This window comes from Marinimicrobium alkaliphilum (genome assembly GCF_003259155.1).
Classification (GTDB): domain Bacteria; phylum Pseudomonadota; class Gammaproteobacteria; order Pseudomonadales; family Cellvibrionaceae; genus Marinimicrobium_A; species Marinimicrobium_A alkaliphilum.
The window spans coordinates 103,155-117,677 of sequence record NZ_QGMQ01000005.1 but is presented as its reverse complement, the minus strand read 5'-3'; the positions used below and the strand labels follow the sequence as shown (position 1 = coordinate 117,677).

The window sequence follows — 14,523 nt, the reverse complement described above, 5'->3', positions numbered from 1 at the left end:
ATGTCCAATCCACTGCTCGAGCAAAAAACGTTGCCGCCTTTTAGCGCTATTGAGCCTGCCCATATCGAACCGGCCATCCGTCAATTGATTGAGGAGGACCGCGAGCACCGCCGCCAGCGGCTGGCAGAGCTGAGCGAACCCACCTGGGATACCCTGGTACTGCCGTTGGAGGAGCAGGGCGATCGTCTGGAGCAAGCCTGGGCGCCGGTCAGTCATCTCAACGGCGTGTTGAATTCCGAGGCATTGCGTGAGGCCTACACCACCTGCGTGGGTCTTCTGACCGAGTACGGCACTGAGGTGAGTCAGGATCGGGCGGTATACGAGGCCTTTCGGGCGCTGGCCGAGAGCGAGGCCTACCACACGCTGGATCAGGCCCAGAAACAGACGGTCGACAACGCCCTGCGTGACTTCCGTCTGGGCGGCGTGGCGCTGGAAGGCGAAGCCAAACAGCGCTACGGCGAGATCAAAAAGCGCCTGTCTGAACTTTCGACCCGGTTTGCCAACAATGTTCTCGATGCCACCCAGGCCTGGTACAAGCACCTGGACGATGTCGCGCTACTGGCGGGGCTGCCGGAATCGGCCCTTGAGCAGGCCAAGCAGGCCGCGGCCCAGCGGCAACTCGAAGGCTATGTTGTGACCCTCGACATTCCTTCCTACATCGCCGTGATGACCTATGCCGACGATCGGACGCTGCGCCAGGAGATGTACACGGCCTTTGTGACCCGGGCCAGCGCCGAGGGCAAAAAAGCCGACGGTAGCAGCGCCGCTGAATGGGATAACACCGCAATCATCTCCGAGACTCTGGCCCTGCGTCACGAGTTGGCGCAGCTGCTGGGCTTCGACAGCTATGCCGAGCGCAGTCTGGCTACCAAAATGGCGGAATCGCCCGAGCAGGTCATTCAGTTCCTCGAGGATCTGGCGCAAAAATCCCGCGCTTATGGCGAGCGCGACCTGGCGGAGCTCAAAGCCTACGCTGCCGAGCAGGGGTGTAAAGATTTCCAGGCTTGGGATGCGGCCTACTACAGCGAACAACTGCGCGTGGCCAAGTATGCGGTCTCCCAGGAGGATTTGCGCCCGTATTTCCCCGCAGAGCGGGTTATCCAGGGGATGTTCGAGGTGGTTGGCCGCCTGTACGGCATCGAGATTCTGCCCGTGGTCAGCTTTGACAGCTGGCACCCGGACGTGCGCTTTTATCAGATTTACAAAGGCGGTGAACAGATCGCGAGTTTCTATCTCGATCTGTTTGCCCGGGCCAACAAGCGTGGCGGTGCCTGGATGGCAGACTGCCGTGTACGGCGCAAAACCGCCGCCGGCGAAGTCCAACTGCCGGTGGCCTTTCTGACCTGCAACTTCACCCCGCCGGTGGGCGACAAGCCGTCGCTACTGACCCACGACGAAGTCACCACCCTGTTTCACGAGTTTGGTCACGGCCTGCACCATATGCTCACCCGCATCGACGTTGGCGCGGTGAGTGGCATCAACGGGGTAGCCTGGGACGCCGTGGAGCTGCCGAGTCAGTTTCTGGAAAACTGGTGCTGGGAGCCCGAGGCTATTCCGCTGATCTCCGGCCACTTTGAAACCGGTGAGCCCCTGCCTCAGGCCGTGCTCGACAAGATGCTCGCGGCGCGCAACTTCCAGTCCGGTATGCAGATGCTGAGGCAGTTGGAGTTCTCCCTGTTCGACTTCCGCCTGCACGCCGACTACGACCCGGCCCAGCCGCTAGACCCTCAAGCGGTGCTTGATCAGGTGCGCGCGCAGGTGGCGGTGATGAAACCGCCGGCATTCAACAAGTTCCAGAACAGCTTCAGTCACATCTTTGCCGGCGGCTACGCGGCCGGGTACTACAGTTACAAGTGGGCCGAAGTGCTGTCCGCCGATGCCTTTTCGCGCTTTGAAGAGGAGGGGATATTCAACCCGACAACCGGCGAAAGCTTTCTGCGGGAAATCCTCGAGCAGGGCGGCAGCCGCCCGCCGGCGGAGCTGTTCAAAAACTTCCGCGGGCGCGCGCCCAGCATCGAGCCGCTGCTGCGCCACAGCGGCATCGCCGAGGAGCGCAGCGCATGACCATGTACAGCGAAAAGCGCCGGTTTGTGGCCGGCGCCATCTGCCCCCGGTGCAGCGAGATGGATACTGTGGTGGTTTATGCCGAGGACGGCAAAGACTATCGCGAGTGCGTCAGCTGTGGTTACAAGGACGAAATGTACTTCAAGCCCCAGACGCGCGAGCTGGAGACCCGGGTGAACACCCCGGAAGAGGAAAAACAGGCCCAAGAGCAAGTCGTCAAAATCTTACCCTTCGACAACTCCTGATTCTGGCCCAGCAATCGTTGGCTATCTGGCTGACGCGGAAGCCGGGGTGGGGATACCCTTCCGGGACCGTCTGCCGCCTGGACGGCGGCAGTCGAGCCCCCATGGATGGGTTCACGGCGTGTCCCGGAAGGGTATCCCCACCCCGGCGACCAGCCCAAGTCAGGTAGGGCGCTTGCTCCCCACAATGCGCATCGCTTTGAGCCGGTGTCCCGAAGCGGACTCATTGACGTTGAGTACGTGATCGCCGATACGCTCCAGACGGTTGAGCACATCGATAAAGATCACCCCCGCCCGCGGTGAGTAGTCGCCCCGTTCCAAACGCGTGTAGTGGGTATCGCGGAACTTGTCGCGCAGCTTGTCGACGCTGTCTTCCAGCTCCACCGCCTTGGCCATATCCACCTGCCCCGGCGCTCGTGAGACGCTGGCATGCATAAACTCGATGGCCTTTTGCAGGGCGGCCATCATCTCCGCCAGATCGCTCTTGGCGTCATCAGGCCAACTGGACTTGGATTCTTTCATGCGCTCGGCGAGCTTGGAGACCTGGTAATAGATATCCGCGATCCGCTCCATATCGTTGATCATGGTCTGCATAAAGCGGATGCGTTCCGTGGTGGAGTGCTCCAGGTTGGTCCGCTCACTCACCCGTACCAGGAAGTCCGAGATTTCAATCTCCAACTGATCGGTGGCTTCCTCGTATTTGTGGATGCGTTTGAGCTGTTTCTCGAACTTGATGTCCGGGTCAAACAGCAGCTCGCTGACGGCTTGATGCATCTTCAGCGTCACTCCGGCGAACTGTTGCACTTCTTTCTGGGCCTGGGCCAAGGCCAGTCCCGGCGAGGTCATCACCCCGGCGCTGATATAGCGCAGGTGGAATTCCTCGTCCTCACCCCCGCGATCGGGCTGAATGTACTCCACAAAGCGCACCAGGTGGGGCACAAACGCGAACAGCAAGACCACGTTCAGCACATTGAAGGTGGTGTGGAACAGCGACAGCGCCAGGGTTGCATTCGAGCGCGACTCGACCTCGCCGGCCATCACCGAGACATTGGTATCTGTGGCCAGTTGCAGCGCCAGATCCATCAGGTGGAGCATTGGGTACATAATCAACATCATCCAGATGACGCCGATGATATTGAAGAAGAAGTGGAACCTCGCCGCCCGTTTGGCGTGCACATTCCCCACCAGGGCCGCGATATTGGCGGTCACCGTGGTACCGATATTTTCCCCGAGAATCATGGCCGCGGCGATGGGGAAGGACACCCAGCCCTCAAACAGCATTACCAGGGTAATGGCGGTGGCGGCCGAGGACGACTGGGTCAGCAGGGTCAGCAGCGTGCCCACAAACACAAACAGGATCAGGGAAAGGTAGCCGTACTCGGTAAAGCCATCCAGCACCGCAAACATTTCCGGGTTGTTGTTGATATCCGGCACTGCGCCCTTGATGAAGTCCAGGCCGATAAACAGGATACCGAAGCCCACCATGGCCTCCGCGATATTGCGCAGGCGGTTATTGCTGGAGAACAGGAAGGCGAAGAACAGGCCGATGACGGCGACGGCGATGGGGGTGATCTGGAATTTGAAGCCAAACAGCGACACCATCCAAGCGGTAATGGTGGTGCCGATATTGGCCCCCATAATGACCCCGGTGGACTGCACAAAGGTCAGTAGGCCCGCATTGACGAAGCTTACCGTCATCACCGTGGTGGTGGTCGACGACTGGGTGATGGCGGTGGTGCCAAAGCCGGTGAGTACGCCGGTGGCCCGGTTGCGGGTCATCCCGCTGAGAATACTCTTGAGCCGGTGACCGGCGATTTTCTGTAAGCCCTCACTGAAAATCTTCATCCCGAAGATGAAGATACCGAGTGAGCCGATCAGCTGGAGGAAGTCGAATAACGAATAATTCATAACACAGGCCTTTGGAAACTCGGGTTTGTTGCCGGCTCTGGCTGCAAAGAGACGGCAACAGCGTGTTTTATGCGTCGAGGCCGCGCATTATAGCCCTCTGAAAAGGGCCGGGGATACAGTTTCAGCCGATTTTTGTCATCGAATCGTCATCTCAATGCCATGTGCCCGTCGTATTTCCTGGCGTTGAATCATGCGTCAAACGTGTGTTGAGGGGGAAGGGCGGGGATGTGAATTTTCTGAGCGCTGCCAGCCGATCTATACTCAGAGTAAAACAGGAGGAGTCTGAATGCTTGACCATCTTATCGTTCTGTCCGGGGCCGGTATCAGCGCCGAAAGTGGTCTGGCAACCTTTCGCGATGCGGATGGCCTGTGGGAGCGCCACTCAATTGATGATGTTGCCACGCCCCAGGCCTTCGCCCGCAACCCCGAACGGGTGCTGAACTTCTACAACGCCCGGCGCGAGCAGCTGCACAGGGCCGAGCCCAATGCGGGGCATCGGGCCCTGGCCGATCTTGAACGCCACTTTCGGGTCACGATCATCACCCAGAATATCGATGACCTGCACGAGCGGGCCGGCTCCAGTCGGGTGCTGCACCTGCATGGAGAACTGACCAAAGCCCGCAGCGTGGCCGATCCCGAGCGACTCTACCCCATCGGCTACGAGGCCATTGCGCTGGGTGACCTGGGCGATGATGGTACCCAGTTGCGGCCCCATGTGGTCTGGTTTGGTGAGCTTGTGCCCCTGATTGACGAGGCCGCTGCCCTGATGCCCACAGCGGATCGGGTGCTCGTCGTGGGCACCTCCTTGCAGGTCTACCCCGCCGCGGGGTTGGTGGATCTGGTGACGCCTGGCGTGCCGGTAACCGTGATCGACCCCAGTGCCCCGACCCATATTGGCGGGGCGGAAATCCTGCGGGAGCCCGCCAGTATTGGCGTGCCGCTGTGGGTCAAGCGCCTGGTCTGCTAGCGGCGCCCGGCTGGGGTACAATGCCGTTTTCGGATCGACGCCAGGAGCTCGTCATGCAACTCTACGGAAGTTATACCTCTCCTTTCGTGCGTCACTGCCGCACGGTATTGCTGGAAACGGGCCTGAAGTGCGAGTTCGTGCTGGCAGATGGCAGTGTCAGCGAAGCCCGCTCGCCCACCCAGAAGTTGCCGTTTCTGATCGATGGCGAGCTGACATTGACAGACTCCACAGCTATTGTGCGCCATCTGCGCGAACGGGCTGGACAATCGTTTTTGCCGATGATCGAGGATTTTGACCGCTATTTGATGGCTGATACCCTGATGGACGCCTGGGTGGTGCTGTTCAATCTCAGGAAAGATGGCCTGGCGTGGGACGACATCCGCTACCTGAAGCGCCAGCGCGCCCGTATCGATACCTGCCTTCAGACCCTCGAAGCGCTTTCCTGGCCTGAGCAGTCGCCCTACAACGATCTGCACCTGCGGGTGGGCTGCGTCCTAGACTGGATGTGCTTTCGAGAACTGGTGGATTTGGCCGCCTACCCTCAACTGCACCAATTTCTGAGCACTATAAGGACTTACACACCCTTCGCGGAGACGGCGCCGCATGCCTAGCCACGGCGTCTGTATCGCCAATCTCAAATCCGGGGCTCCCAGCCTTCAGCGTAGGCCCGCTTCCATAGCGCAGCGGCGCGCTCATTCGCGCGGATCTCCCCGCTTCCGGGATCAGTATCGAGGGCACCGCTGGTTTGCTGAGCTATATTGCCCAGATGCGCCAGCAGGGCGCTCTTGTGGGTATCAGCGATAGGGGAGTTGAGCGCCTCACCGGTGCGGATGGCGGCGATAAAGTTGCGAACGTGGCGCCCCGTGTTGTCGTTCAGTGGCGCCTCTGGAGTCGCCGGGATATTACTTTCTACGCGTCGGTTGTCCAGATCATAGACCTCGTAGCCAGCCCGATCCATTAACAGAGTGCCATCGGTGCCGTGCACACTGACCCCCCGAGTCCGGTCGCCCAGCGGAAAGCCGTTGCAGCTGCGACCCTGCCACACCAACGATTTTTCGTCGCCAAAGGTAAAACCGGCATCCTGGGTATCGGTAAATTCCCAGTCATCATCGAAGTGATAGCGGCCTCCCGTGGAGGTGACTCTGCTTGGAAAGTCCACGCCCAGCGCCCAGCGGGCAACATCGATTTCGTGCACACCGTTATTGCCGATTTCACCGTTGCCCCATTGGCGAAACCAGTGCCAGTTGTAATGGATAATATTGTCTTGATACGGCATGTGAGGCGCCGGCCCCTGCCAGAGGGCGTAGTCCAGATTGGCGGGGACGGGCGCACGCGTGCCCTGACCGATGGTGCCCCGGGTATTGGCGTACCAGGCACGGGCTTGATAGACCCGGCCGATCAGCCCCTCGCGTAGACGCCCGATGGCTTCAATAGTGGGCGGATGAGAGCGCTGCTGGTTGCCCATTTGCACCAGTCGGCGGTACTTTTTCTGAGCCTGGGCCAGCAGTATGGCTTCGTAAGCGCTGTGGCTGGCGGGTTTTTCAACATATATATGTTTGCCAGCCTGCAGACCCATAAGCGATGCGGGGACGTGCCAGTGGTTGGGGGTGGCGATGACCAGTGCATCAAGAGAGGGTTCTTCCAGCAGTCGTCGGAAATCGGTTTCGGTTTGTGGCGACCGTCCCTGGATCTCCTGAACCTGGTCGACGACACCGCCGAGGACGTCCTGGTCGACATCGCAGATCCAGCCCACCTGGGCATGGGGAGCCGCGGCAAATACCCGCGCCAGACGGGCGCCAAAACCGTTGACGCCCAAAATTGCAACGCGCACGGTGTCGTTGGGCGAGCGCGTGTTAGAAGCGGCGGCGCTCAGGAGGGGACAATGAGATGCCAGGCTCAGGCTCAACCCGGTGGCGGAGGCCGTCTTCAGAAAATGGCGCCGGTGTTGATTGATCGTGTCGTTCGTCATTGCTGCCGCTCCTGAGTCTGGATATTGTGGTCAGGGCATTGTTCTTATCATAGAACGGCTTATGATCGACAACAAACCGCCTTGCCCTGTTATGACCGGCTGCTGGAGTGCATTGAGTACCTGGGCGGGGGTTAGGGCTCTGGCAAAGGGTTCAGGCTGTTCTAAACTGGGCAATAGCGATCACTGACCAACCAGGAGCTTGCCATGCCCTTTGCGCCCTCGACCATGACCCTGACCAGCGCCGCTTTTGACAATGGCGGTGCCATTCCCAAGCGCCACACCCAGGAGGCAGACGATATCTCGCCTGCGCTGAGCTGGCGCAACCCGCCCGACGGCACCAAAGCTTTCGCGATCGTCTGCCACGACCCGGACGCCCCGCTGGTGTCGGCCAATGGCACCTACGGTTATGTGCACTGGGTGCTCTACAATATCCCCGCGTCGGTCAGTGAGTTAGCCGAAGGCAGCGACAAGCACACGGCGGGCACAAACGATACCGGGACTCAGGCTTACAGCGGTCCCATGCCCCCCGAAGGCCACGGGGTGCACCACTACTATTTCTGGGTGCTGGCCCTGGATTCGGACAAAACCTTTGACGCGGGCCTGACGTTGTGGGACTTTCTGGCACAGGCAGAGCCTCATATCCTGGGTATGAACCGCTTGCTCGGGACTTACGAGCGTCGCTAATATAGCGAAAGGTGGCGGCGGGAACGCTGCCTCCCAGAGTCGCCATAACAAAAAAGGATCTTGTATGAATCGCCTTGTTCTGGGCTTTATGCTGTCGGTGCTGACAGCCTGCGCCACCACCCCGGCGCCGCTCTCAGAGGATATTACCCTGAGCCTACGTTTGGTTGACGACGACGGCAACTATGTTCTGCGCCCGGATCTGCCAAACGCAGCCTGGGTCGAGTTACCCTTGATTCCCGGCGCAATCTACGGGGCCGTCACCACGGAGCCTCAATACCGGAATGTGATCAAGCTCAATCGGCGCATTACCATCGATGGCGACTTTTTTACCCGCCGGATCGCCGATTACGCAACGCCTCTTCTGCGTTCACCCTACACTGAAAACCTGGTGGTCACACCAGCCAACACAAGGCTCGTGCGCGTTGCAACCATGGCCTATGCGCCTCGCTCAGGTGACTTTCTGGGGCCGACAGGCCTCTCGGGACCCGATGCCTCGAGTTTGATACTGGTTTATTTTGATCGGCCCACGGAGCTCAGGGGCTATACCGAGTCCGGAGGCGAGCGGACTGACTATGCGGTCAGCATCCGGCGGCCCGGTCTGGCCTGGCTGGTGTCACGGGATGTCGCGCAGGGGCATTATCGCCTGGAGAATTACACGCCTACCGGTGACGAATACATTTCGGTAACACCGCCGGCTAGGCGCAGTATCTGAGGGTACGGGTCGGGTGTGCACCTGCTATGGTTATAGCGACACGGGTTAATCGATGGATGGAGCTGCGTTATGAGTACACTGGTCATTATTCTGGGCGTTATCATTCTTCTGCTGGGGATCGCGCTGCTGATCAAGCCTGGACCCACTTTCGCGTTTATCGATGAGTACTCCGATACGGCGGCCTTGTTTTATGCCGCTGTTGGTTCCCGGGTGTTTCTGGGGTTGGTATTGCTGCTGGCCGCTTCCGAGTCGCGCATTCCGGGCCTGTTTCAACTTTTGGGGGTTCTCGCCATCGTGGCAGGCACCGGTGTGGCCCTGATGGGGCAGGAGCGTTTCGCCAGATTGATGGATCAGGTGCTGGGCTGGCCGCTTCTGGCGAAAAAAGCCATCGGCGTTCTCTGGATCGTGCTTGGCGCGCTACTGATTTACGTGGGGCTGTGATCAGGCCTGTTTACGAACGCATCGCAAGCCCTATAATAGGCCCGATCTTTATACCTTTTCTCCGATTTTATAAGTAATAAGGCAGATAGTAATGGATAAAACGGAAGCGAACGTAACGGGCCTGCTGTTGATTGTCAGTGGTGTAATTGTCGGTTTTGGTGGCGGGTACCTGGGCTTTTTTATCGGTATCGGGCTGATGGTGTACGGCATGCTGTGCATTATGCGGCCGAACACCGTTATACCCGCGGGGCTGCGGGTGGCCAAAGTGCGCCGCAAACTCAAAAATCAGGGCCGTGCGGCCCAAAACGCGCTGCGTTGGTATCACTCCCGAGCGATCACGGCCGCGTTGGCCGTCCTGGTTGTTGCTCTCCTTTTCCGGCTTTTGTTCTAAGCCCCCGCACCTCCAATGACCCGGTGGGCAGCGATACTGCCTCCCCGGGTCGCCCTCAACACCCGACTGACCGGGATACCGCTGCAGGTCTGGCGAATGCGCGAATGTGCCTCTCCCGGGTTGCGATATCGGCGCTTTGCGCCTAGGTTTATAAGACCTCAGTAGCGGTTCCCACTTACCGCTTTTCGCAGTAACAATAAGGATTTACCTCATGACTCAAGCCAAAAGTCGTTGGCAGTCCACGATTCTGTTGCCGGTCTTTTTACCGGCGGTCATCGTCATCTTCCTGTTGGTGGTGGGCACCATCAGTAACCCGGAGCTGGCCGGTCAGGCCTTCGCCCGGGTCCTGGCGTATATCACCCAGACCTTCGGCTGGTTCTATATGCTCGCGGTTGCCTTCTTTCTGGTGTTTATCGTGTCAGTGGCGCTTACCAAGTGGGGCCATATCAAGCTCGGCCCGGATCACGCCGACGCCCAGTACAGCTTTCCCACCTGGTTCGCGATGCTGTTCTCGGCGGGTTACGGTATTGCGCTGCTGTTTTTCGGTGTCGCCGAGCCGGTGCTGCACTATGCGGCGCCGCCCGATGGCGCGGCGCAGACGGTCGATTCCGCCAAGCAGGCGATGCAGATTGCCTTCTTCCACTGGGGTTTCCACATCTGGGCCATTTACGGTCTGGTCGGCCTGGTGTTGGCCTATTTCGCCTTTCGTCACGGTTTGCCCTTGTCGATCCGCTCGGCACTCTATCCGCTGATTGGCGATCGTATCTATGGTCCTATTGGCCATACGGTGGATGTCTTTGCGATTTTGGGGACCATGTTTGGTATCGCGACGACCCTCGGGCTATCGGTGGCACAAATCAATGCGGGCATGCACTACCTGTGGCCGAGCATACCGGTGAACGTCACCGTTCAGATCATTTCCATCGCCGCGATTACCGGGCTGGCAATCATCTCGGTGGTGGCCGGCCTGGACAAGGGGGTCAAGCGCCTGTCGATCGTCAACATGGTGCTCGCTGTGTTGCTGATGAGCTTTGTATTCATTGTCGGCCCGACCATTCATATCCTCGAAAGCTTTCTGCAGAACACCGGCAGTTACCTGAACAATATCGTTGAGCGCACCTTTGATCTGCAAGCCTATTCACGCTCCGACTGGATTGGTAACTGGACCCTGTTCATCTTTGGTTGGACCATTGCCTGGGCGCCCTTTGTCGGCTTGTTTATTGCAAAAATCAGCCGCGGGCGCACCATTCGGGAGTTTGTGGTTGGGGTCATGTTGGTACCCTCTCTGTTCACTTTCCTGTGGTTCTCCATTTTTGGGGATACCGCCCTGCACCTCATCATGAACGAGGGTTACACCGCCTTGATCGGTGAGGTCCAAGCCGATCATGCGATTGCGCTATTCCGCTTGTACGAAGTGTTGCCACTCTCGGCCATTGTGTCGTTTATCACCGTGATTCTGATCATTACCTTTTTCGTCACCTCGTCGGATTCGGGCTCATTGGTGATTGACTCTCTGGCCTCGGGTGGCTCCATGAATACCCCGGCCTGGCAGCGGGTGTTCTGGGCTTCAGCGGAAGGGCTGGTGGCTTCGGTACTGCTTCTGGCCGGGGGCCTGAGCGCGCTCCAGACCATGACCATCGCCAGCGCCCTGCCGTTCTCTATCATCATGATGATTGCTGCACTGGGGCTGTGGCGGGCGTTGGTGATCGAGGGTCATCATGACCGCAGTCTGAGACAGGATCTGCAATCCAGTCGCTCGTCGATCACCGGGGGTGCCAGCGTCTGGCGTCGACGCCTGGCGGGGTTGATGCGCTTCCCTGAACGGGAAGAAATAGAAAACTTTATGGCGACGACGGTGCACTCCGCGATGCAGCGGGTGCAGGAAGAGCTGGAGCGTCAGAATTGGGACGCCAGTGTCATGGTCGATGAGGGGCATTCGAGGGTCTACCTCGAGGTCAAACGCAACGATCAGATCGACTTCGTATACGAAATCCGTTTGGTCGAGCGCAAACTGCCGGAGTTTGCGTTTCCGGAAATCGATCACAAGTCCGACAGCGATCGGCTCTACTACAAAGCCGAAGTGTTCTTGCGCCTGGGTGGCCAGTCCTACGACATCTATGGTTTTGAAGAGCAGGATATCATCAGCGACATTCTCGATTCGTTTGAGAAGTATCTGAACTTCCTGAGTGTATCGCCCGGCAGCCTGCCCTGGAACATGGAGGAGCACGACGAAATGTTGCAGGACGATCCGACTGAGGATGTGCTGGAGAATAATCCGGACGCAGACGCGAAACAGTAGGGGGCAGCATGAAGCATAACGGCAATCGGGTAGCGCTGGCGTTGGCGGCACTTGCCGTGGTGCCGGGGTTGTCGGCTCAAGAGGTTGCGCAGTCCACCGAGCTGGAGCAGTTGCGCGAACGGGTGATCGAGTTGGAGGCCCAGACCGACGACATGTTACAGGCCGCCGTGGCGGGCAGTGAGCGGGTCGCGGATCAGGCCGTTGCCGCTCATGAGCCGGACGTCCGTATCGGTGGTGCATTGCGGTATAACTTCATCCACCGGGATTTTGTCAACGCGTCCGAGTCGAAATACGGCGAGAGCGGCTTTGACGTGTTTCGACTCAATGTGGATGGTGAGGTTGACGGTATCATCATCTCCGCCGAATACCGGTTCTACTCCTACATGCACACCCTTAAACACGGCTGGTTGGGGTATGAATTTGAGGACGGTAGTCTGGTGCAGTTTGGTGTCAACCAGGTGCCTTTTGGGCTCCTGCCCTATGCCGCGCACAATGCCTGGTTTGGTGTGCCTTACTATCTGGGCTTTGCCGACGATTACGATATGGGCATCAAGTACCAGCGCGAGGACGGCCCCTGGTCCCTGCATCTGGCATTTTACAAAAACGAAGAGCTGAACGATCCGGGCAACCTCAACCGCTACTCGTTTGACCCTGCGGTTGTGCCCGATGATGACCAGTACAACGAGCAGGTCAATCAGTTCAATGCGCGGGTGGCCTACAACTTTGGGCGGGGCAGCGGCTGTGAGACCGAGCTGGGCGGGTCCGCCCAGGTGGCGCAACTGTACAACAGCGCCACCGATCGCAGCGGCGATCACTGGGCGGCGGCGGCTCATGTCGATACGCGCTGTGGACGCTGGAGTTTTCAGCTACAGGGCCTGACCTATGACTATACGCCCCGCAACCCCGAGGGCGTGTCCGAGGACACTATTACCCTGGGTGCTTTTGCCGGCGCCTACGCCATCGACAGCCAGGCGGATGTGATTGTCGCCAACGTCGCGTACAATTTTGATTCACCTTGGGAGCGAATCGATCAAATTACCTGTTACAACGACTATTCGCACATGACCAAAAGCACCGAGGGTGCGCTTGACTCGCGTATCAATACCACGGGTTGTGCCATAGGCAGTGGGGCAATCTTTACCTATGTGGATCATATCTATGCCAACAACATGGCCTATTTTGGCAATGGCTCCCTGGCTGGCGGCGGCGAAGATCGCTGGCACAGCCGTTTGAATGTCAATATCGGTTTTTATTGGTGACACTATGCAGAACCTGATGAAAAAACTGTTGCTGACGGCGTTGGCCTGTACGGCTGCCGGCGGCGCCTGGGCGCAGGAGCAGCTCAATGTAGTGTCCTGGGATGGCGCTTATGTGCGCAGTCAGATTCTCGGGTTTATCCGCCCCTATGAGGATCAAACCGGGGTTCGTGTCAACGTCATTCAGTACAGCGGCGGTATTGATGAGATCCGCCGCCAGGTGCGTGCCTGGAATGTCCAGTGGGACGTGGTTGATCTGGAGTTGTTCGATGCCATTCGCGCCTGCAACGAAGGACTGCTCGAAGAGATTGATGCCGAGCAGTTGCCGCCCGCCCCCGATGGCACACCGGCGACCGAAGACTTTCTCAGCGCCGGTTTGATGCGCTGTGGTGTGGGCAACGTGGTGGGTTCGACGGTGGTGACCTACAACACCGAGATGCTCGAGCGCACGCCCGAATCGATAAAGGATTTTTTTGACGTGTCAAAATTTCCCGGCCGGCGCGGCCTGCGTCGCTCACCCCAGGGCAACCTGGAGTGGGCTCTGGTCGCCGACGGGGTCCCCCGGGAGCGGGTCTATGAGGTGTTGGACACTGACGAGGGACTCGATCGCGCCTTTGCGGTCCTGACCCGGCTCAAGCCTTACGTCGAGTGGTGGCGCACCGGCGAAGACGCCATCCGCCTGCTCGAAACCGGTGAGGTGAGTATGTCCGCTGTCTACTCCGGGCGCGTGCCCGATGCCGTCGAGCGGGGTGAGCCACTGGAAATCTTGTGGGATCACCAGGTCTGGTTTTTCGATGTCTGGGCGTTGCCCAAAAATGGCCGCAATACCGAGCGGGCGCTGGACTTCCTGCACCATGCGACCTCCACGGAAAGCCTCGCCCGCCAGGCCAACCTGATTCCCTACGGGCCCTCTCGGCGCTCATCTCTGCCCCTCGTCAACGAGAGTATGCGCGCCCAGTTGCCCACCGCCGAAGCCAATATGCGCAGCGCCATAGAGCTCGATGCCCATTGGTGGTCAGAGAACCTGGACCGGATTGAACGCCGCTTTGAGCGTTGGCTGGAGCGCCCGGTACAGGTGCCTCGGCGGATGCCGCGATGAGTCCGGTCGCGCGCGCCTGGGCGGGGTTCTTCGGCTGGCTGGCACTGGTTTTTTTTGCCGCGGCCGTGGGCGGTGGTGCCTCGGTGGACGCCGGCAGTTTCTACCTCGACCTGAACCGCCCCGGTTGGGCACCACCGCCCTGGCTGTTCGGGCCGGTTTGGACCCTGCTCTATATCATGATGGCGTTTGCCGCCTGGATGGTGTGGCGCGAAAAAGGCTTTTCCGGTGCGCCCCTGGCGCTGGGCCTGTTTGTGCTTCAGCTGGGCTTCAATGCCCTCTGGACCTGGCTGTTCTTCGTCTGGCAATGGGGTTTCGGCGCCTTTATTGAAATCCTGCTGTTGTGGTTGTTGCTGGTTGCAACGACGAGCGCGTTTGCGCGGATCAAGCCGGTTGCCGGACTCTTGTTGTTGCCCTACCTGGCCTGGGTGAGTTTTGCCTGCGCGCTCACCTGGGCCATCTGGCAGCGGAACCCCGGGGTGTTGGGCTAAACC

The 14,523-nt window shown here is 59.3% G+C and carries 14 protein-coding genes; 12 read left to right on the top strand and 2 right to left on the bottom strand.

Annotation, left to right across the window (positions count from 1 at the left end; translation table 11 throughout):
• On the top strand, positions 1–2,064 hold the full coding sequence (gene prlC, locus DKW72_RS09725; RefSeq protein WP_111642166.1) for an oligopeptidase A: 2,064 nt from the start codon (positions 1–3) through the stop codon (positions 2,062–2,064).
• A complete protein-coding gene (locus tag DKW72_RS09720; protein WP_232522369.1) occupies positions 2,061–2,309 on the top strand; it encodes a YheV family putative zinc ribbon protein in 249 nt (82 codons plus the stop codon). Before prlC ends, DKW72_RS09720 begins: the two co-directional genes overlap by 4 nt.
• A gap of 159 nt (positions 2,310–2,468) precedes the next feature.
• On the opposite strand, the gene DKW72_RS09715 is transcribed toward DKW72_RS09720, so the two are convergent.
• The gene (locus DKW72_RS09715; protein ID WP_111642165.1) at positions 2,469–4,214 is read right to left on the bottom strand and encodes a Na/Pi cotransporter family protein; all 1,746 of its coding nucleotides are present in this window, start codon (positions 4,212–4,214) and stop codon (positions 2,469–2,471) included.
• Positions 4,215–4,500: 286 nt separating this feature from the next.
• On the opposite strand from DKW72_RS09715, the gene DKW72_RS09710 reads away from it, so the two are divergent.
• Positions 4,501–5,181 (top strand): SIR2 family NAD-dependent protein deacylase, encoded by a 681-nt coding sequence (locus tag DKW72_RS09710; RefSeq protein ID WP_111642164.1) that lies wholly within the window; start codon positions 4,501–4,503, stop codon positions 5,179–5,181.
• A gap of 53 nt (positions 5,182–5,234) precedes the next feature.
• Entirely contained in the window at positions 5,235–5,792 is a 558-nt protein-coding gene (locus DKW72_RS09705; RefSeq protein WP_111642163.1) for a glutathione S-transferase family protein, read from the top strand.
• Between the two features lie 23 nt (positions 5,793–5,815).
• Here the strand turns inward: DKW72_RS09705 and DKW72_RS09700 are convergent, their stop codons facing one another.
• Positions 5,816–7,150 carry a Gfo/Idh/MocA family protein gene (locus DKW72_RS09700; protein ID WP_111642162.1) on the bottom strand — a complete coding sequence of 445 codons (1,335 nt, stop codon included), beginning with the start codon at positions 7,148–7,150 and terminating at the stop codon, positions 5,816–5,818.
• 204 nt (positions 7,151–7,354) lie between these two features.
• Between DKW72_RS09700 and DKW72_RS09695 the strand changes: the two genes are divergently transcribed.
• From DKW72_RS09695 to DKW72_RS09660, 8 genes are all read left to right on the top strand, one after another.
• Complete coding sequence (locus tag DKW72_RS09695; protein ID WP_111642161.1) at positions 7,355–7,834, top strand: YbhB/YbcL family Raf kinase inhibitor-like protein; 480 nt, start codon at positions 7,355–7,357, stop codon at positions 7,832–7,834.
• A 64-nt stretch (positions 7,835–7,898) separates the two neighbouring features.
• Positions 7,899–8,546, top strand: a complete 648-nt coding sequence (locus DKW72_RS09690) for a hypothetical protein (protein ID WP_111642160.1) — start codon at positions 7,899–7,901, stop codon at positions 8,544–8,546.
• Positions 8,547–8,615: 69 nt separating this feature from the next.
• Complete coding sequence (locus tag DKW72_RS09685) at positions 8,616–8,987, top strand: hypothetical protein (protein ID WP_111642159.1); 372 nt, start codon at positions 8,616–8,618, stop codon at positions 8,985–8,987.
• Positions 8,988–9,078: 91 nt separating this feature from the next.
• Complete coding sequence (locus DKW72_RS09680) at positions 9,079–9,378, top strand: hypothetical protein (RefSeq protein WP_111642158.1); 300 nt, start codon at positions 9,079–9,081, stop codon at positions 9,376–9,378.
• Between the two features lie 211 nt (positions 9,379–9,589).
• Positions 9,590–11,677 (top strand): BCCT family transporter, encoded by a 2,088-nt coding sequence (locus DKW72_RS09675; protein WP_111642157.1) that lies wholly within the window; start codon positions 9,590–9,592, stop codon positions 11,675–11,677.
• Positions 11,678–11,685: 8 nt separating this feature from the next.
• Positions 11,686–12,936, top strand: a complete 1,251-nt coding sequence (locus DKW72_RS09670) for a porin family protein (RefSeq protein WP_111642156.1) — start codon at positions 11,686–11,688, stop codon at positions 12,934–12,936.
• 4 nt (positions 12,937–12,940) lie between these two features.
• Entirely contained in the window at positions 12,941–14,032 is a 1,092-nt protein-coding gene (locus DKW72_RS09665; RefSeq protein WP_157960452.1) for an ABC transporter substrate-binding protein, read from the top strand.
• A complete protein-coding gene (locus tag DKW72_RS09660; RefSeq protein ID WP_111642154.1) occupies positions 14,029–14,520 on the top strand; it encodes a TspO/MBR family protein in 492 nt (163 codons plus the stop codon). The genes DKW72_RS09665 and DKW72_RS09660 overlap by 4 nt, the downstream gene beginning before the upstream one ends.
• The last annotated feature ends 3 nt before the right edge of the window (positions 14,521–14,523 follow it).